Source organism: Clavibacter michiganensis subsp. tessellarius, from assembly GCF_021922985.1.
GTDB lineage: Bacteria > Actinomycetota > Actinomycetes > Actinomycetales > Microbacteriaceae > Clavibacter > Clavibacter tessellarius.
In genome coordinates this window covers 1504694-1523210 of sequence record NZ_CP040788.1, presented here as the reverse complement: position 1 = coordinate 1523210, position 18517 = coordinate 1504694, and the positions used below count along the sequence as shown (strand labels likewise).

Genomic DNA, 18517 nt, shown 5'->3' with positions numbered 1-18517 from the left:
GTGCCATGATTGACTCCCGGAACTCGCGCATGACCGGCCTCGGACGGGTCCTGGTCTTCTTCTACGGGCTGCTGGCCCTCGCCGCGACCGGGCGCTCCGTGACGCAGATCCTCACCAAGTTCGACGAGGCCCCCGTCGCCTACGCGCTCTCGGCGCTCGCCGCGGTCGTCTACATCGTCGCGACGGTCGCGCTGGTCGCGCCGGCGAGGACGCCGGAGGCCGCGCGCCGCTGGTACCGCATCGCGTTCGCCACCATCGCCTTCGAGCTCGTCGGCGTGCTCGTCGTCGGCACGCTGAGCCTCGTCGACGCCCAGCTCTTCCCGCACGACAGCGTGTGGTCCGTCTACGGCTACGGCTACGTCTTCATCCCCCTGGTGCTGCCGGTGCTCGGCCTGTGGTGGCTCCGCAGCGGCGGGCGCTCGCGGGTGAGCGCGGTGGACGAGCGCCCCGTGCGCGGGGACCGCTGACGTGATCGTCGTCCACGACCCGGCCGAGGTGCCGGGCGGATTCGGGCCGAGCGCCGTCACCATCGGCAAGTTCGACGGCGTGCACGCGGGGCACCGGGCGGTGATCCGTCGCCTCCTCGGCATCGCCGCCGACGAGTCGCTGTCGTCCGCCGTCATCACGTTCGACCGCCACCCCGCCGCGCTCCTCGCGCCCGCCGCGCGTCCGCAGAGCCTCGTGAGCAACCGGCAGAAGATCGAGCTGCTCGCCGAGCTCGGCGTCGACGCGACCCTCATGCTCCCGTTCGACGAGCGCCTCTCCCGCCTCGACCCCGCGCAGTTCGTGCGCACCGTGCTCGTCGACGCGCTGCACGCCCGCGTCGTGCTCGTGGGCGAGGACTTCCGCTTCGGCGCGAAGGGCGCGGGCGACACGGCCACGCTCACCCGGCTCGGCGAGAGCCACGGCTTCCGCACGGTCGTGGTGGGCGACGTCATGCCCGACGGCAGCCGCAAGGTCTCCTCCACGTGGATCCGCGACCTCATGGACCGCGGCGACGTCGAGGCCGCGGCCGAGCTCCTCGGCCGCGCCCCCGCCGTCCGCGGCCTCGTCGTGCACGGCGAGAAGCGCGGCCGCGAGCTGGGCTTCCCCACGGCCAACCTGTCGCCCGAGGCCGAGGGCCTCATCCCCGCCGACGGCGTCTACGCCGGCTGGCTGCGCGACGGCGACCGCACGTACCCATCGGCGATCTCCGTCGGGACGAACCCGACCTTCGCGGGCGTCCGGCCGCGCGTCGTCGAGGCCTTCGTGCTCGACGAGACGCTCGACCTCTACGACCACGAGGTCGAGGTGGTCTTCGTCGGCCGGATCCGCGGGATGGTGGCCTACGAGGGCCGCGAGCCGCTCATCGCGCAGATGACGGACGACGTGGTGCGCACCCGGTCGGTGCTCGGCCTCTAGGCCGCGTCGCCGGCCCCGGCGGCCGGGCTCGCCGCGGCGTCGCCCTCGGGGCGGGGCGTGCGGCCGAAGAGGTACATGATCAGCGTCGACGCGGTGGCCTCGATGGCGGGACCGTGGCCCACGCTCCAGCCGGCGTCGGAGGCGCGGAGCGTCCGGGCGCGCAGCACCCCGCGGATCGCGGCGGGGGCGATCGCCGCGCGGGCCACCGCGACGGCGCCCGTCGACCGGTGGTCGAGCTCGAGGTCCGCCTTCAGCGCGTGCGCGATGTCGAAGGCGTGCACGACCACCTCGAGGAGCTCCGGGAGCCGCTTGCGGCCCTTCCCCGCGCGCTTGTCGGCGGCGATGGCGCGGATCCGGGCGACGAGCTCCTCGGGGGAGCGAGCGGCCTCGTCGGCGCTGAGGTCGTCCATCACGTGCATGGGGTTGAGGTGGGGGCGGCGGCGCAGCGACCCGACGGCCGTGCGCACCATGGCGGCGTTGCTCGCGCCGACCCGCCACACGACGTGCCCGGCGACGTCGCGCACGGTCCAGCCCTCGCACATGCTGGCGGCCTCCCAGCCGTCCGCGTCGAGCGAGTCGAGGAGGTCGGCCGTGCGGTCGAGGACGTCCGCGATCTCCGCGCTCCACACGCCCGTCACGCGCGCCTCGGGCTCGGAGGGACGCTGGCTGAGGGGCAGGTGACGGGAGATCTCGCTCATGGCCGAGAGCCTATTCCGGCCGCCGTAGAATCTGGTGGTGACGACTCCTCCCGCCGCTCCCCGCGCGGGTGCGCTCCTCGCCCTCGTCGGCATCGTGCTGGTGGCCCTAAACCTCCGCACCGCCGTCGCCGTCTTCTCGCCGATCGTCGACCAGATCGGCCGCGACGTGCCGCTCGACACCGTGTCGATCGGCGTGCTCGGCGCCCTGCCGCCCGTCTGCTTCGCGCTGTTCGGCCTGCTGGCGCCCGCCATCTCGCGCCGCCTGGGCCTCGAGCTCACCGTGGTCGTGGGCCTCGCCGCGATGATCGCCGGGCACCTGGTGCGCGCCGGATCCTCCCACGTGGTCGTGTTCGGCGTCGGCACGATCCTCGCGCTCGCGGGCATGGGCCTCGGCAACGTCCTGCTGCCGCCGCTGGTCAAGAAGTACTTCCCCGGCCGGATCGGCTCGCTCACCTCCGTCACCACCGTGATGATGTCGATCAGCACCGGCGTCCCGTCGCTCGTGGCCGCGCCGCTCGCCGACGGCGCCGGCTGGCGCGTCGCCATCGGCACGTGGGCCCTCGTCGCCGTCGTCGCGCTCGTCCCGTGGGTCGCGCTCCTGGTGGAGCACCACCGTCACGCCCGGCGCGAGCGCGCCGCCGCGCTCGCCGGCGCGGACCGGGTGGAGGAGGCGCCGGCCGCCGTCACCGGCCGCGTGTTCCGCTCGCCGGTCGCGTGGGCGCTCGTCGGGATCCAGGCGGCGTCGTCGTTCAACGCGTACGCGATGTTCGCCTGGCTGCCCGCGCTGCTGCAGGACACGGCGGGCCAGTCGCCCGTCGCATCCGGCGCGCTCCTCGCCGTCTTCGGGTTCATGGGGCTGCCCGCGGCGATCGTCATGCCGATCCTCGCGGCGCGCATGAGGAACGTGGGCATCCTGATCCAGGTCGGCGTGCTGTTCTTCGTCGTCGGCTACGTCGGCCTCCTGGTCGCGCCCGCCGCGGCGCCGCTGCTGTGGGTGGCCGCCGCCGGATCCGGGCCGCTGCTGTTCCCGCTCGTCTTCGTGCTCATCAACCTGCGGACTCGCACGCACGGGGGAGTGGTCGCCCTCAGCGGCTTCGTGCAGGGCATCGGCTACTCGATCGGCGCCCTCGGGCCGCTGCTGTTCGGCATCCTCCACGAGGCGACCGGCGGCTGGACCGTGCCGCTCCTCATGCTCTTCTCGCTGGTGGCCGTGGCCTCCGCCTCGGGCTTCTACCTCGCCCGGCCGCGCATGCTCGAGGACACCTGGGACCGCGCCGCGCGCGACGAGGCCGCGCGCGTCCGCTGACCCGCCGCCGCCCCCAGCCGCACGCCCGTCGCGTTCACCTCCCGACCGCCTCCCCGTCACCGCGCGTCCATCCCGCGTCGCCTTGATTCGTCAGGGTGGGAAATGTACCCGCACAGCGACTCGGAGGACACGGATGACGCACGACGCACGCACGACGGTGAGCCGCAGGGGCCTGCTCCAGGGAGGCGCCGGGGTCGGTGCCGGCGCGGCGCTCGCCGCCTTCGGATCCACCCCCGCGGCCCGCGCGGCCGGCGCACCGGCCAAGGTCGGCGGCTACCTGTGGCTCGAGGGCGACCACCACGTGCACACCCTCTTCAGCAACGACGGCAAGTACCGCGTCCGCGACCACATCCGCCAGGCCGTCGCGAACGGCGTGCAGTGGATCGTGCTCACCGACCACGGCAACACGGCCCACTCGACGAAGGGCAGCGTCGACGCGATCGTCCCCTTCCTCGAGGAGGCGCGGAAGGAGTTCGGCTCCGAGATCGTGATCTTCCACGGCCTGGAGTGGAACATCCCGGGCGCCGAGCACGCGACCGTCTTCGTGCACCCGCAGGGCGACGCGGTCGGCGTGCTGAAGGAGATCGAGGACCGCTGGGACGCCCGGGTGAAGGGCACGCGCGACGGGACCCCGGCGAACGAGGCGCTCGCGCTCGAGGGGATCCGCTTCCTCGAGCAGGCCGTGGCCTCGCGGCGCGTGAAGGACGCCGCCATGCTCCCCAACCACCCCTCGCGCCTCGGCATCGACTCCCCGCACGAGCTGCGCGCGTGGCAGGACGCCGGTCCCCGCGTGGTCCTCGGCATGGAGGGCGCGCCCGGCCACCAGGCGGGCGGGCTCCCCACGCCGCACAGCACGGTGGGCGCGCGCGGCCTCTACGGCAACGCCGCGAGCGCGTACTCGTTCCCGGGCTACCCGGCCGAGTCGTACCGCACCTGGGGCGGCTTCGACTGGGTCACCGCCACGGTCGGCGGCGTCTGGGACTCGATGCTCGCCGAGGGCCGCCGCTTCGTCGTCACGGCCACGAGCGACAGCCACAACGTCTACCTCGACACGACCGAGACCGGCCCCGGGAGCGACTACGAGCGTGACGGCCGCATGGTGGATCCCGTCTACCGCGGCGGCGTCGACACCGACGAGAACGACTTCTGGCCCGGCCACTACAGCCGCACGCACGTGGGCGCGGTCCGCCAGGACCACACGTCCGTGCTCGACGCGATCCGCGCCGGCCGCGTGTGGGTCGACCACGGCGGCCTCGTCGACTCGCTCGACGTCCGCCTGGTCCTCGAGCGCGGCCGCACGATCCCGCTGGGCGGCACGCTCATCGGCAAGCGCGACCGGAAGGTGACCGTGACGGCGGACATCATGACGGCCTCGCGCCCGAACCGCGCCGGCTTCGTGCCCGAGCTCGCGCGCGTGGACGTGATCGTCGGCCGGATCGACGGCCCCGCCGCCGACCGCGACGCCATGACCGCGCCCGACACCCGCGTCGTCGCGCAGCTCCCGGTCGCGCAGCTCGCCCCCATCGCCGGCGGACACCGGCTCTCGCTCGAGATCACGCCGCCCGGCGACCGCTTCTACGTGCGCCTGCGCGGCACCGACGGCAAGCGGCAGCAGCCCGGGTTCCTCGGCGCGGCGATCGACCCGGCCGGCCCCGCCATCGACGTGCTGGGCGACGCGGACCCGTGGGAGGACCTCTGGTTCTACACGAGCCCGCTCTACGCCGAGCTGTCCTAGGCGGCGCGGATCCGGGTGCCGGCCGCGCGGGCCGGCACCCGGATCCCGCTCAGAAGCTCGGGACCATCTCCTGGCGGTGCACGAGCGCGCCCGCGCCGATGAGGGGGCCGTCCTCCGAGAGGCCGGTGGGCACGACGCGCGTCTTCATGACGAAGCCGAACTGCGTGCGGAGCGCGAGCGGCTCGCGGATCATGTCGAACAGGTCGGGCGTGACGCGGCTGAAGCCGCCGCCGATCGCGACGACGTCGAGGTCGACGAGCGAGCTGGCCGACGCGATGGCCCGTCCGATCGCGAGGCCGGCCCGGCGCACGGCCGCGACGGCCGTCTCGTCGCCGTCGCGGTAGGAGGCCGCGAGGTCCTCGCCGGTGGATCCGGTCCAGCCGCGGGCGCGCGCCCACGCGACGCTGCGCGGCCCCGAGGCCACGGCCTCGACGCAGCCCTGGCCGCCGCAGCTGCACGGGTCGTCGAAGCCCGCGACCTCCACGTGGCCGATGTGGCCGGCGTTGCCCGTGGCCCCCGCGGCCGTCCGGCCGGAGAGCACGAGGCCGCCGCCGACGCCGGTGGACACGATCATGCCCATGACGTCGTCGTACCCGCGGCCGGCTCCGACCCAGTGCTCGGCGAGGGTGATGGCGAGGCCGTCGACCTGGAGGGTGACGGGCACGTCGGGCGTCAGCTCGGCGATGCGGTCGCGGAGCGGGTAGTCGCGCCAGACGGGCACGTTGAGCGGGGAGACGAGGCCGTCGCGGACGTCGACGGGGCCCGCGGCCGCGAGCCCGGTGCCCACGAGCTCCGCGTCCGCCGGCAGCGCGGCGAGCGCCTTCCGGGCGACGCCCAGGACGGAGTCGAGCAGCTCGTCGGCGGACCGCTCGGGGCCGGTGGGCCCGCGGAAGCGGCTCCCCTCGAGCACGCGGCCGGCGTCGTCCACGAGCGCGGAGTCGACCTTGGTGCCGCCGAAGTCGACGGCGAGCGCGAGCGTGCGAGGCATCTTCGTCCTGTCCCGGTCCCGGATCCACCCGGCCACCGGCGTCCAGGATAGGGGCGGGCACGCGCCCCGCCCGGAGACGCGCGGCCCGCACGGGAGCCTCCGCCGGCCCGGGTGCCCTGACACCTGTGTGGAATTCATGGGCCGACCAGCGGCTCCGCGCCTAGGCTCGGCACGTGGATCCCGATCACACTCCCGGACAGGCCCCCAGAGAGCCCTCCGACCCGCGCTCCGAGCACGCGGCACCCGCGCGCCGCGGCACCGCTCCCGCGCTCGACTTCGCCGACGCGACCGAGGCGCGCCTCGCCTCCCGCGAGCTCGACGAGGGGATGCCCGCCTCCGTCGGCCTCGAGGACGAGGTCACCGAGACCCGGGCCCGCTTCCCGTCCTTCGCCGGCGCGCTGCTCGACGAGGCGAAGGCGTCCACCGTCTTCCTGCCGTACCAGTTCGTCTTCCGCCGTCTCGTCGACCTGCCCGCGCCCATCGTGTGGGACGCGGTGTCCGACGGGGACATGCTCTCCGGCTGGCTCGCGGAGGCCACCGTCGAGCCGCGGGAGGGCGGCGACTTCTGGTTCGAGTGGATGACCGTGCCGGACCGGAGCCTCTCCTCGGCCGCCGGCGGGATCGTCAGCCGCTTCGACGAGGAGCGCCAGATCCAGTACACGTTCCTGCACGAGGGCGAGGTCACCGCGCACTTCCACTTCCGCCTGGAGGACGTCCCCGGCGGGCCGCGCGACCGGCAGACCGAGCTCGTCGTGACGGTCTCGGGGGTGCTGCCCTCGGGCATCGCGAACGTGCTCAAGGCGAGCTGGCGCCTGCACCTCGACCTGCTGGAGGACCTGGTCCACGGCATGCCGGTCGACTGGTCCACGTGCGAGGCGGAGCACGGCTCCACCTGGCGCCGGTACCTCGCCGAGCTCGAGTCCGCCGAGGGCTGATCCCCGGCCGTCGTCCACGCGGCGTCCCGGCTCCTGGGAGCCGCTTGCCAGGCTGATTGCCTAGCGTGAGGGAATGACATCGCCGAACGTCGCCTCCCGTCTCGCCCTCGTGACCGGAGCGACGGGCTACATCGGCGGTCGGCTCGTGCCGCGCCTCATCGAGGCCGGCTTCCGGGTGCGCGTGCTCGTCCGCGACCCGCGTCGCCTCACGGACGTCCCGTGGCGCGGCGACGTGGAGGTCGTCCAGGGCGACCTCTCCGACGCGTCCACCCTCGGCCCGGCGGTCGACGGCGTCGACGTCCTCTACTACCTGGTGCACGGGATGGGCGCGAAGGGCGACTTCGCGGCATCCGAGCGCACGTCGGCCCGCAACGTCGCCGAGGCCGCGAAGGCGGCGGGCGTCGGCCGCATCGTCTACCTCGGCGGGCTGCACCCGGACACCGAGGAGCTCTCCAAGCACCTCGCGAGCCGCAAGGCCGTCGGCGACGTGCTCCTCGCGAGCGGCGTGCCGACCATCGCGCTGCAGGCGGGCGTGGTCATCGGATCCGGCTCCACGTCGTTCGAGATGATCCGCCACCTCACCGAGGTGCTGCCCTTCATGCCCGCGCCCGGCTGGGTGCGCAACTTCATCCAGCCCATCGCGATCCGCGACGTCCTCTACTACCTCGTCGCCGCGGCCGACCTGCCCGCCGACCTCAACCGCACCTTCGACATCGGCGGCCCCGACGTCCTCCGCTACGGCCAGATGATGAACGGCTACGCGGTCGAGGCGGGCCTGCCGCAGCGGCCCATCGCCTCCATCCCGGTCTTCGCCCCGCGCCTGGCCGCCCACTGGGTGAACGTGGTCACGCCCATCCCGCGCACGCTCGCCGTGCCGATCATCGAGTCGCTGCAGTACGACTGCGTGATGGGGGAGCACGACATCTCCACCTTCATCCCGGATCCCGAGGGCGGCCTCACGGGCTACCGCCGCTCGGTCCGGCTCGCCCTCGGCAGGATGCGCGACGGCGTCGTCGAGACGAGCTGGAAGGACTCCGCCGTCGTCGGCGCGCCGAGCGACCTGCTGCCGAGCGACCCGGACTGGTCGGGCCACACCGTCTACCTCGACCTCAAGGAGCGCTCGACCGACGCGGCCCCCGCGGACCTGTGGGCCGTCATCGAGTCGATCGGCGGCGACAACGGCTGGTACTCCCTGCCCGTGGCCTGGGCCGCCCGCGGCTACATGGACAAGCTCGTCGGCGGGGTGGGCCTCCGCCGCGGCCGCCGCAGCGCGACCAGCCTGCAGACCGGCGACGCGCTCGACTTCTGGCGCGTCGAGCACATCGAGCACGGATCCAGCCTGCGGCTGCGCGCCGAGATGAAGCTGCCGGGCGAGGCCTGGCTGGAGCTCAGCGCGACGCCGCGCGAGGGCGGCGGCAGCGAGTACCGGCAGCGGGCGATCTTCTTCCCGTCCGGGCTCGCGGGCCGGCTCTACTGGTTCTCGATCCTGCCGTTCCACGGCGTGATCTTCACCTCGATGGCGAACCGCATCACCGCGAAGGCGCTCGCGGCGACGCGCGCCCGGGAGCCGGAGCGGACGCCCGCGGAGGCCGCCCGGTGAGCCGGCGGACCGGGGCGCCGCGCATCGGCCTCATCCTCCTGACCCTCGTGGGCATCGCCCTCGCGTCCGCGGGCCTCGCCACCGCCGTCACCATGAGCGTCTCCGCGCCGGTGCAGGCGCAGGCCGACCTCGCGCTCCTCGGCGGATCGGATGCGGGAGCGGGCGCAGCACGCGGACCCGAGCCGCGCAGCACGCCCTCCGAAGCGTGGACGCCCCTGCCCGCCGAGGCCGCGGACGGCGGCCGCATCACCGACCTCACGCAGCACGCCGCGACGCGCGTGACCCTCGACGTGCTCGGCATGCGGATCACCCCGGGCCAGGCGGGCGCGCTGCTCGCGACGGTCCTCAGCCTGCCCGTCGTGGTCGCCGTGGCCGCGCTCGTGGCGGGCCCCCGGCGGCGACGTCGCTGGGGCGGCGCGCTGCGACGGAACCGCGGCTAGCCGGGAGCACCGCCCCGTGACATCGCCCAGGGCGGGGTCCATGATGGGCACGACGAGAGGCGACACCATGGCACCGGGCACGCGGACCACCGTCCTGCTGGGCGACAGCCTCACCGGGGACGGCGGATGGAGCGCCCTCCTCCCGGCCGGCGACGCGGACGACGCCGCCGCGACGATCGACCTCGGCCGCGCCGACCAGACGACCGACGACGTGCTCGCGCTCCTGCCGGAGGTGGCGGCCGCGGATCCCGCGACCGTCGTGCTCTCGGTCGGCACGCACGACCTGGGCCGGCTCCGCCGCGGCCCGGAGCCCACGGTGCGGGCGCTCGAGACGATCCTCGCCCACCTCCGCCGCGACCTGCCGACCGCGCGCCTCGTGGTGCTCTCGGTGCCGCCGCGCGGGCGCGAGATGGCCGAGCGGATCCGCGTGGTGAACATCCACCTGCGGCAGTTCGCGCCCGTCGTGCGCGCGGAGCACGTGGACCTGTGGCCGGTGCTCGGCTTCGGCGACGGCGAGCTCAACCCGGCGTTCACGGACGACCGGCTGCACCTCGGGCCCGACGGCGCGGCCGCGGTGCGGGAGGTGCTGGCCGCGGTGCTCGCGGACGGCCGCGGCGAGGACGGCGACGACGCGACCGCGGGGGACGCCCCGGCCTCCTAGCGCCCGGTCCCGATCAGGCGTCGCGACGCGCGGTCGCCGCGGCGTCGACCTCGGCCGCGCCGCCCGCGCCACGCAGCTCGGCGACGCCCGCGAGGATCACGGCGAGCTTCCGCCGCCACCAGTCGCGCGGCGTCGTGGCGGTGCCCGTCGCGACCTCGCCCGCGAAGCGCGCCGTGACGCGGACCATCGTGCCGAGCGCGTCGCGCTGGGCCTCCTCCTCGCGCGCGTGCCCGGCGTCGGGCGCTCCGGCGGAGTGCGCGGGGCCGCCCCGGCGGGACGCGTGCGGCGGGTGCGCGGCGTCCTCCTCGGCGATGCGGTCCGCGGCGATCCGGCCGGAGGCGCGCGTCAACAGTCCCCTTCCGACGGAGGCCGACGAGGCGGCGTCGACGATGGGGGCGGTGGAGGCCGGGCGGTCCGCCGCGTCGCCGCCCGCGTCGAGCGCCAGCGCCCGCTCCCACGCGACGTACGACTCCACGGCGATGTCCATCACGGTGTCGAGGACCAGCACCGCCTCGGCCTCGGCGAAGCCCAGGCGGACGAGGTCGCGGATCGCGCCCGTGAAGCGCAGCACGACCTGGTCGGGCGCCGCGTGCAGGTGGTGGATGGCGCCCGCGAGGCCGGGGTAGAGGTCGTACATGTCCCAGACGCGCTCGACGGCCTCCTCGAGGTACGCGCGCCAGGACGCGTCGCCCGGCTCGCGGAGCTCCGCGTCGGGGAGGTCGGGCACATCCGGCCAGTCCATGCGGGCGATGGCCGTGTCGCAGGCGAGGAGGACGATGTCGTCGCGGCTGGCCACGTGGCGGTACAGCGTGGAGTGGTCGACGCCCAGCCGGTGCGCGAGCGTGGTGAGGGTGAGCGTGCTCAGGCCGACCTCGAGGGCGGCCTCGGCGATGAGCCTCCGCGACACCCGCGCGGGCCTCCCGATCCGACCGGCTCGCCGCTCCATGCGCCCGATCCTACCGGCTCGCCGCCGACGGTTTGGGCGCAAACCGTCGCCCGCCGGGGCGCCCTCGCGCGGCGCGTGCCCGGACCCGCGTCGGGGCCGCGGCTAGCGTAGGAGGATGCCCGACTCCCGCATCCCCTTCTCCGAGCTCGACGACTTCATCGCCATCCCGCGCCTCGGCGGCCTCGTGCTCTCCCCCGACGGACGCCGCGCGGTGCTCACCGTCACGACCCTCGACCCCGCGCGCACCGGCTACCGCCACGCGCTCTGGGTCGTGCCCGCGGCGGGCGGCGGCGCGCCGCAGCGCCTCACCCGCTCCGCGAAGAGCGAGGGCGGCGCGGCCTTCACCGCCGACGGCGACCTGCTCTTCGTCTCCTCCCGCCCCGACGCCGACGACGCCGACGGGGGAGAGGCCGCGCAGCTGTGGATCCTGCCCGCGGCCGGCGGCGAGGCCCGCGCCCTCACCCGGCTCGCCGGCGGCGTCGACGGCATCGCGGCCGTGGCGCGCGACGCGGCCACGGTGGTGCTCCAGGCTCCGCTGCTGCCCGGATCCGGCTCGCTCGAAGCCGACGCCGTGGCGCGGAGGAAGCGCGCCGACCTGAAGGTGAACGCGATCCTGCATGAGAGCTACCCCGTGCGGTACTGGGACCACGACCTCGGCCCCGCCGAGACGCACCTCCTCGCGCTCGACCTCGCCGGCGCGCTCGTCGAGGAGCCCGCCCGGCCCACGGCTGCCGACGCGGCCGCCGCGCTCGCCGCCGAGGCCGAGGCGGAGGACGGCGGATCCGCCGCGTCCGCGCCCGGCGCCTCTGCGCAGCCGTACCCCGCGTCGCTCCCGCGCCCGCGCGACCTCACGCCCCGGCCCGGTCGCACGCTCGAGCACGCCACCGCCGCGATCAGCCCCGACGGCCGCACGCTCGTGGCCGCCGTCGGCGTGAAGGAGCGCCGCGGCTTCCGGCAGGCGCTCGTGTCGATCGACGTCGCGTCGGGGGAGCGCACCACGCTCCTCGACCTGCCGGGCGCCGACCTCGAGATGCCGGCGATCAGCCCCGACGGCGCCCTCCTCGCCTACGTGCGCACCGACCGGGCGACGCCGGCCGCGCCCACGCAGCAGGAGATCTGGGTCTCCGCGCTCGACGGATCCGACGCCCGCCGCGTCGCCGCCGACTGGGACCGCTGGCCGTCGTCCCTGCAGTTCGACGCCGACTCGCAGGCGCTCGTGGTCACGGCCGACCAGGACGGCCGCGGACCCGTGTTCCGCATCGGCCTCGACGGGTCCGTCGCGCAGCTCACGACCGACGACCACGCCTACGCCGACGTTCGCGTCGACCGCGAGACCGGCGACGTGCTGGCCCTCCGCTCCTCGTGGATGGCGCCCGCGCACCCCGTGCGCGTGTCGGCGGCGGACGGATCCGTCACGGAGCTCGCGACGCCCGCGCCCGTCCCCGCGACCACCGGCACCATGACCGAGGTCGAGACGACGGCCGCCGACGGCGCCCGCGTGCGCGGCTGGCTGATGCTGCCGGAGGGCGCGTCGGCCGAGGCGCCCGCGCCGCTGCTGCTGTGGATCCACGGCGGTCCGCTCAACAGCTGGAACGCCTGGAGCTGGCGCTGGACGCCGCAGGTGATGGTGGCGCGCGGCTACGCGGTGCTGCTCCCGGATCCCGCGCTGAGCACCGGCTACGGCCTCGACTTCATCGCGCGCGGCTGGGACGCGTGGGGCGAGGCGCCGTACACCGACCTCATGTCGATCACCGACGCCGTCGAGGCGCGCGACGACGTCGACGCGACCCGCACGGCCGCGCTGGGCGGCTCGTTCGGCGGCTACATGGCCAACTGGGTCGCGGGCCACACCGACCGCTTCCGCGCGATCGTCAGCCACGCGAGCCTGTGGGCGCTCGACCAGTTCGGGCCCACCACGGACTCGTCGCAGTACTGGCAGAGCATCTTCTCGGCCGAGGGGCTCGACCGGAACTCGCCGCACCACTCGGTGCGCGACATCGTGACGCCCATGCTCGTGATCCACGGCGACCGCGACTACCGCGTGCCGATCGGCGAGAGCCTGCGCCTGTGGTCGGAGCTCGCCGAGCACCACGCGGCCGACGACGGCACGACGCCGCACCGGTTCCTCGTCTTCCCGGATGAGAACCACTGGGTGCTGAAGCCGCAGCAGTCGGTGGTCTGGTACCGCACGGTGCTCGCGTTCCTCGACCAGCACGTGCACGGGAAGGACTTCGTGCGGCCCGAGGTGCTCGGCTGACGGGCGGGCTCCGACCCGGCCCGGCGGCGTGCGGGATGATGACCGCATGCCCGCGCGCGACGAGAACGTGACCACCCTCCTCCGCGCGGCACGGGCGGTCGATGCGCGCGGCATGACCGACGACGCGTGGATCCTCCTCGACGGCGGCGCGATCGCCGCGGTCGGGGTCGGGCGCGAGGCCCCGCCCGCCGGCCGGATCGTCGAGCTCGGCGAGGCCACGCTCGTGCCGGGCTCCGTCGACCTGCACGTGCACGGCGGCGCCGGCGGGTCCCACGAGGACGGGCCCGACGGCATCCGCGCGGCCCTCGCCCTGCACCGGCGGCACGGCACCACGCGGTCGGTCCTGAGCCTCGTCGCGAACCCCGTGGCGGACCTCGCGCGGTCGCTCGCCGGGATCCGCGAGGTGATGGCCGCCGACCCGCTCGTGCTCGGCGCGCACCTGGAGGGGCCCTTCCTCTCGCCGCACGCGGCGGGGGCGCACGCGCACGAGCACCTGGTGGATCCGACGCCCGCGCGCATCGACGCCCTGCTGGAGGCGGGGGAGGGCGTGCTCCGGCAGGTCACCATCGCGCCGGAGCTCGACGGCGCGCTCGACGCGATCCGCCGCCTCGTCTCCGCCGGCGTGGTCGCGGCCGTCGGCCACACCACCTGCTCGGGCGACCTCGCGACGGCGGCCTTCGACGCGGGCGCGACGGTGCTGACGCACGCGTTCAACGCGATGCCGGGCATCCACCACCGCGAACCGGGGCCGATCATGGCGGCGCTCGCCGACGAGCGGGTGACGCTGGAGCTGATCCTCGACGGCGTGCACGTCGCGCCGTCCGTCGCGGCGCTCCTGCTGCGCGCCGCTCCCGGCCGGGTCGCGCTCGTCACGGACGCGATGGCGGCCGCCGGATCCGCGGACGGGCGCTACCGGCTGGGGGCGCTCGACGTCGACGTGCTCGACGGCGTCGCGCGGCTCGCGGGCGCCGACACCATCGCGGGCTCGACGCTCACGCAGGACCAGGCGCTGCGGATCGCGGTGGGCGAGGCCGGCCTGGCGCTGCCGGACGCGGTCGCGGCGCTCACCCTCGTGCCCGCGCGGGCGCTCGGCCTCGACGACCGCCTCGGCCTGCTATGCGCGGGACACGCGGCGGACGTCGTGGCGCTGTCACCCGACCTCGCGGTCTCTCGCGTGTGGGCGGCGGGCGCCGAGCTGCCGTCGCCCGCGGCTCAGGCCTCGTCGCGGTAGACCACGCGGCGCTCGCCGGCGCGCACGGCCGCCGCGAGGCGGTTGCCGGCGGGCGGGAGCGGGCAGTTCATCCAGTCGGAGAAGCCGCAGGGCGGGACGACGGCGCGCGTGAAGTCGAGGGTCACGGGTCCGTCGCCGTCGGGGCGCGGGAGGAAGAGGAACCGGCTGGGGGCGTAGCTCTCGCGGCCCGTGGTGGCATCGGCGAAGACGAGCTGGAGGCGGTCGCCGTCGGCGAAGGCGCTGAGGCGCACCTCCTCGCCCTCGATCTCCACCACGATGTCGCCGGGCACGGGCAGCTCGCGCGTGCGGCCGGCGTCGGCGATGTGCTCGAACGGGATCACGCGGTCGTCGTCGACGCGCTCGAAGCGGCCCTCGAGGATCCACTCGGGCGCGTACGGGTATACCTCGATGTCCTCGAACGCGCGGTTCTTCGGGCTCGCCGAGTCCCAGAGGCGGTAGCCGTGCTCGGGCTTGCCCGTCTCCAGCGAGATGCGCTCGATGCGGGTGAGCTGCACGGTGTCGGGCTGGCCCTCCAGCGCCTCGAGGTCGCTGACCTCCCGGCCGGGCTCGAGCCACGTCGTCTGGATGAGCGCGAGGCTGCCGAACGGGCTCGTCACGGCGGCGAGGCGGGCGCGGTGCCAGGCCTCGTGATCCGCCAGCGCGGCGGCGGTGTCGGATGCGGCGGGGCGGGGGGTCTCTCGCGTGTCGGTCACCCCGGGACAACGCGTTCTGCGTCCGGCGGCATTCCCGCGGGTCGGCCGGTCGGCCGCAGACGCGCGACGGGTCGACCCGCACCCGGCCGGGCTGCGCGCTCCCGCCCGACCACCGTCCCACCCGGCGCGGATGCGGCGTGGAGGCGGGCGGGTATTGACTGGACGCACCGACGGAAGGACGCTCCCATGGCACGCACGGTCGCCGACCAGCTCATCGCCCAGCTCATCGAGGCGGGGGTGAGCCGCATCTACGGGGTCGTCGGCGACAGCCTCAACCCGATCGTCGACGCCGTGCGCCGCACCGGCGGGAGCCGCAAGGGCGGCATCGACTGGATCCACGTGCGGCACGAGGAGGCCGGCGCGTTCGCCGCGTCCGCCGAGGCGCAGCTCACCGGGAAGCTCGCCGTGTGCGCCGGATCCTGCGGCCCCGGCCACCTCCACCTCATCAACGGCCTCTACGACGCGCACCGCTCGGGCGCGCCCGTGCTCGCCATCGCGAGCCACATCACCACGAACCAGATCGGCTCCGGCTACTTCCAGGAGACGCACCCAGACCGCCTCTTCGTCGAGTGCTCGCACTACACGGAGATGATCTCGACCGCCGTGCAGGCGCCGCGCGTCGTCGACCAGGCGATACGGCACTCCCTCGCGCTCGGCGGCGTCAGCGTGATCACGCTGCCCGGCGACGTGGCCGAGTTCGAGGCGGAGGGCGAGGCGCCCGCCTTCTCGCTGCCGCGGCGTCCCGCGATCGTGCCGGCCGAGGAGGACGTGCGCGCGCTCGCCGCGGCCATCGACGACGCGGAGAGCGTGGCGATCTTCGCGGGCCGCGGCGCGGGAGGAGCGCACGCCGAGCTCATGGAGCTCGCGGACAAGATCGCGGCGCCGGTCGGCCACTCGCTGCGCGGCAAGGACGTGATCCAGCAGGACAACCCGTTCGACGTCGGCATGACGGGCCTCATCGGCTACGGCGCCGCCGCGGCCGGCATCTCCGGCGCCGACCTGCTGATCCTCATCGGCACCGACTTCCCCTACGACCAGTTCCTGCCCGGCAAGGAGGTGCGCACGGCGCAGATCGACATCGCGCCCGAGCGCCTCGGCCGCCGCACCGACGTCGACATCGCGATCCACGGCGACGCGCTCTCCACTATCCGCGCGGTGCTGCCGCTCGTCGAGCGCAAGACCGACCGGCGCTTCCTGGAGAAGCTGCTGAAGGAGCAGGACAAGAAGGTCGAGCAGGTCGTCGGCGCGTACACGTCGAAGGCGGAGAAGCTGACGCCCATCCACCCCGAGTACGCGGCCAGCATCCTCGACGAGGTCGCCGGCGACGACACCGTCTTCACGAGCGACACCGGCATGTGCAACGTCTGGAGCGCGCGCTACCTGACGCCGAACGGGCGGCGCCGGATGATCGGCTCGCTCGTGCACGGGTCCATGGCGAACGCGCTCCCGCAGGCGATCGGCGCGCAGGTCGCGTACCCCGAGCGGCAGGTCGTGTCGGTCTCGGGCGACGGCGGCCTCGCGATGCTGATGGGGGAGCTGGTCACGGTCGCGGCGTACCAGCTGCCCGTGAAGGTGGTCGTGTTCAACAACTCGACGCTCGGGCTCGTGAAGGTCGAGATGCTCGTCGACGGGATCCCGGACTTCGGCGTCGACGTGCCCATGGTCGACTACGCCGCGGTGGCCGCAGCCCTCGGGATCCACTCGCAGCGCGTCGAGGACCCGGCCGACATCCGAGGCGCCCTCGAGGCCGCCTTCGCGCACGACGGGCCCGCGCTCGTCGACCTCGTGACCGACCCGATGGCGCTGTCCATCCCGCCGGAGATCACGGCCGCGCAGGTGAAGGGCTTCGCGCTCTCGATGTCGAAGATCGTGATGAACGGCGGCGTCGGCGAGGCCGTGAAGCTCGCCCGCTCGAACCTGCGGAACATCCCGCGGCCGTGAGCGGGCGGCGCGTCCGCCATCCTGGAGACCACCACCCGAACCGAGGAGCAACCATGTCCGAGCCCGTCGTCGTCACCGCCGTCTTCACGCCCGCCGAGGGGAGGCGGGACGAGGCCGTCGCGGCGCTGTCCCGCGGCATCGCCGAGGTGCACGGCGAGCCCGGCTGCGAGTTGTACGCGATCCACGACGCGCCCGACGGCACGATCGTCATGCTCGAGAAGTGGTCCTCGGGCGAGGAGCTCGCGGCCCACGGCGCGGGCGAGGTCGTCGCGCGGATGAACGCGTCGCTCGCGGGCCTGCTCCAGGCGCCGCCCGTCGTCACGAAGCTGGTGCCGATCCCGGCCGGGGACGAGATCCAGGGGGCGCTCTGATCGCTGCGTGAGCGCGTGAGCCGGGCGTCGTCGCGCCCGGCTCCTGCGCGCGTCGGCGGATCCGCGCGCGCCCGACGTCGCGATCAGCGCGCCCGGCGGAACGGCCCGCGCGTGCCCCACGTGCCCCAGCGCCAGAGCCACTCGAGCGGACCCTGCGCGAACGCGCGCAGCCAGAGGGCGCTCGCGACGGCCTGCAGCACGAGGATCACGACGACGGCGAGGAGCATCGGCGTCCACGACGTCGCGTGCGGCAGGTCGAGCACGGCGCCCGCGGCGAGCATGAGCGGGGCGCCGAGCACGTAGTTCGTGAGCGTCATCCGGCCGAGCGGAGCGAACGCGACCTCGAGCGCGCGCGCGGCCCGCGTCGTCATGAGCAGCGACAGGAGCGCGACGTACGCGACGGCGAGGGCGAGCCCCGCGGCGGCCGACTCCGTGCTGAAGCCGGAGTCGGCGATCGTCGTCACCTGCCAGGCGACCAGCGGCACGGCGGCCGCGAGGGCGACGACGAGCACGACGGCGGATCCGCGGCGGGCGCGGCCGATGGCCGCGACGACGCCGTAGCGGGTCAGGGCCGACCCGAGGAGGAGCATGCCCGGGACCAGCGTGAGCCCGCCGCCGGCCACGACCACGCTGATCACGACGAGCGCGATCGCGGCGACGGCCGTCAGCGCCCGCGGGAGCCACGTGCTCGGCAGCAGGACGACGAGGCCGGCGAGCGCGTAGGGCAGCAGCGCGGATCCGTGCTGGAGGAATTCGAACGGGATCGCGATCGCGAGCAGGATCAGCAGGCGCCGGAGCAGCACGAGCCGCGGTCGGGCCGAGCGGCGCTCGGCGGACTCGACGATGAGCGCGAACCCGATGCCGAAGAGCAGCGCGAACACGGGGAAGAATCGCTGCTGCACGAGGAGCTGCAGCCAGCCGCTCGTGGATCCGAGCGCGGCCATCTCGTAGAAGCCGGCCGCGGTCCCGAAGCGCGTCTGCGGGCCGATGTTGACGAGCATGATGCCGCAGAGGGCGACGCCGCGGATCACGTCGAGCGCGGCGACGCGGCGGGTGATGCCGGAGCGCGGTATCGCGCCGGGGCCGCCTTCCCGGGTGCCGGGGGCGGGACGTGTCGCGGGCGGATGCGTCGGGGCGGTGGTCATGCGGGCCTCTCGTCGGCGGGGCCCGCGTCTCGGGCCGACCGCCGTGGTCCATGCTCGAGCCCAGCGCGCGGGGCGGCATCGGCCGTTCGGCCGGTCTCGCGGACCGGCCCCGCGCGCCCGCGCGCCCGCTAGGACCCGCCCGCTCGGAC

The 18517-nt window shown here is 75.0% G+C and carries 17 protein-coding genes; 12 read left to right on the top strand and 5 right to left on the bottom strand.

Features of this window, described 5'->3' with window-relative positions; genetic code table 11:
* Window positions 1-5 precede the first annotated feature (5 nt).
* A complete protein-coding gene (locus FGG90_RS06985; protein ID WP_094128774.1) occupies window positions 6-467 on the top strand; it encodes a hypothetical protein in 462 nt (153 codons plus the stop codon).
* A gap of 1 nt (window position 468) precedes the next feature.
* The gene (locus FGG90_RS06980) at window positions 469-1401 is read left to right on the top strand and encodes a bifunctional riboflavin kinase/FAD synthetase (RefSeq protein ID WP_094128777.1); all 933 of its coding nucleotides are present in this window, start codon (window positions 469-471) and stop codon (window positions 1399-1401) included.
* Here FGG90_RS06980 and FGG90_RS06975 read toward each other — a convergent pair.
* Window positions 1398-2099 carry a maleylpyruvate isomerase family mycothiol-dependent enzyme gene (locus tag FGG90_RS06975; protein ID WP_094128780.1) on the bottom strand — a complete coding sequence of 234 codons (702 nt, stop codon included), beginning with the start codon at window positions 2097-2099 and terminating at the stop codon, window positions 1398-1400. The genes FGG90_RS06980 and FGG90_RS06975 overlap by 4 nt on opposite strands.
* A gap of 37 nt (window positions 2100-2136) precedes the next feature.
* Between FGG90_RS06975 and FGG90_RS06970 the strand changes: the two genes are divergently transcribed.
* On the top strand, window positions 2137-3405 hold the full coding sequence (locus tag FGG90_RS06970) for an MFS transporter (RefSeq protein ID WP_237583546.1): 1269 nt from the start codon (window positions 2137-2139) through the stop codon (window positions 3403-3405).
* 133 nt (window positions 3406-3538) lie between these two features.
* A complete protein-coding gene (locus FGG90_RS06965) occupies window positions 3539-5140 on the top strand; it encodes a PHP domain-containing protein (protein WP_094128786.1) in 1602 nt (533 codons plus the stop codon).
* A gap of 49 nt (window positions 5141-5189) precedes the next feature.
* Here the strand turns inward: FGG90_RS06965 and FGG90_RS06960 are convergent, their stop codons facing one another.
* Complete coding sequence (locus tag FGG90_RS06960; protein WP_094128788.1) at window positions 5190-6128, bottom strand: ROK family protein; 939 nt, start codon at window positions 6126-6128, stop codon at window positions 5190-5192.
* A gap of 173 nt (window positions 6129-6301) precedes the next feature.
* On the opposite strand from FGG90_RS06960, the gene FGG90_RS06955 reads away from it, so the two are divergent.
* The 4 genes from FGG90_RS06955 (at window position 6302) to FGG90_RS06940 (ending at window position 9764) form a co-directional block, all read left to right on the top strand.
* Complete coding sequence (locus tag FGG90_RS06955; protein WP_094128791.1) at window positions 6302-7063, top strand: SRPBCC domain-containing protein; 762 nt, start codon at window positions 6302-6304, stop codon at window positions 7061-7063.
* Window positions 7064-7136: 73 nt separating this feature from the next.
* Entirely contained in the window at window positions 7137-8663 is a 1527-nt protein-coding gene (locus tag FGG90_RS06950; RefSeq protein ID WP_094128794.1) for an SDR family oxidoreductase, read from the top strand.
* On the top strand, window positions 8660-9103 hold the full coding sequence (locus FGG90_RS06945) for a hypothetical protein (RefSeq protein WP_094128797.1): 444 nt from the start codon (window positions 8660-8662) through the stop codon (window positions 9101-9103). The genes FGG90_RS06950 and FGG90_RS06945 overlap by 4 nt, the downstream gene beginning before the upstream one ends.
* A gap of 67 nt (window positions 9104-9170) precedes the next feature.
* Window positions 9171-9764: a GDSL-type esterase/lipase family protein gene (locus tag FGG90_RS06940; RefSeq protein ID WP_237583545.1), complete on the top strand. Its 594-nt coding sequence runs from the start codon at window positions 9171-9173 to the stop codon at window positions 9762-9764.
* A gap of 13 nt (window positions 9765-9777) precedes the next feature.
* On the opposite strand, the gene FGG90_RS06935 is transcribed toward FGG90_RS06940, so the two are convergent.
* Window positions 9778-10671: a TetR family transcriptional regulator gene (locus FGG90_RS06935; protein ID WP_237583544.1), complete on the bottom strand. Its 894-nt coding sequence runs from the start codon at window positions 10669-10671 to the stop codon at window positions 9778-9780.
* Between the two features lie 154 nt (window positions 10672-10825).
* Here FGG90_RS06935 and FGG90_RS06930 point away from each other — a divergent pair, with 154 nt between their 5' ends.
* Window positions 10826-12967: a S9 family peptidase gene (locus tag FGG90_RS06930; RefSeq protein ID WP_094128806.1), complete on the top strand. Its 2142-nt coding sequence runs from the start codon at window positions 10826-10828 to the stop codon at window positions 12965-12967.
* A 46-nt stretch (window positions 12968-13013) separates the two neighbouring features.
* Window positions 13014-14198, top strand: a complete 1185-nt coding sequence (gene nagA / locus FGG90_RS06925) for an N-acetylglucosamine-6-phosphate deacetylase (RefSeq protein ID WP_094128809.1) — start codon at window positions 13014-13016, stop codon at window positions 14196-14198.
* On the opposite strand, the gene FGG90_RS06920 is transcribed toward nagA, so the two are convergent.
* Window positions 14180-14911 (bottom strand): DUF1684 domain-containing protein, encoded by a 732-nt coding sequence (locus tag FGG90_RS06920; protein ID WP_094128813.1) that lies wholly within the window; start codon window positions 14909-14911, stop codon window positions 14180-14182. The genes nagA and FGG90_RS06920 overlap by 19 nt on opposite strands.
* A gap of 186 nt (window positions 14912-15097) precedes the next feature.
* Here FGG90_RS06920 and FGG90_RS06915 point away from each other — a divergent pair, with 186 nt between their 5' ends.
* Together FGG90_RS06915 and FGG90_RS06910 are read left to right on the top strand one after the other, a co-directional pair.
* Window positions 15098-16852, top strand: a complete 1755-nt coding sequence (locus FGG90_RS06915) for a pyruvate dehydrogenase (RefSeq protein WP_094128816.1) — start codon at window positions 15098-15100, stop codon at window positions 16850-16852.
* A 53-nt stretch (window positions 16853-16905) separates the two neighbouring features.
* Window positions 16906-17223 carry a putative quinol monooxygenase gene (locus FGG90_RS06910; protein ID WP_094128819.1) on the top strand — a complete coding sequence of 106 codons (318 nt, stop codon included), beginning with the start codon at window positions 16906-16908 and terminating at the stop codon, window positions 17221-17223.
* 83 nt (window positions 17224-17306) lie between these two features.
* Here FGG90_RS06910 and FGG90_RS06905 read toward each other — a convergent pair whose 3' ends face one another.
* Window positions 17307-18368 carry a DUF418 domain-containing protein gene (locus tag FGG90_RS06905; RefSeq protein ID WP_094128822.1) on the bottom strand — a complete coding sequence of 354 codons (1062 nt, stop codon included), beginning with the start codon at window positions 18366-18368 and terminating at the stop codon, window positions 17307-17309.
* Between the last annotated feature and the right edge of the window lie 149 nt (window positions 18369-18517).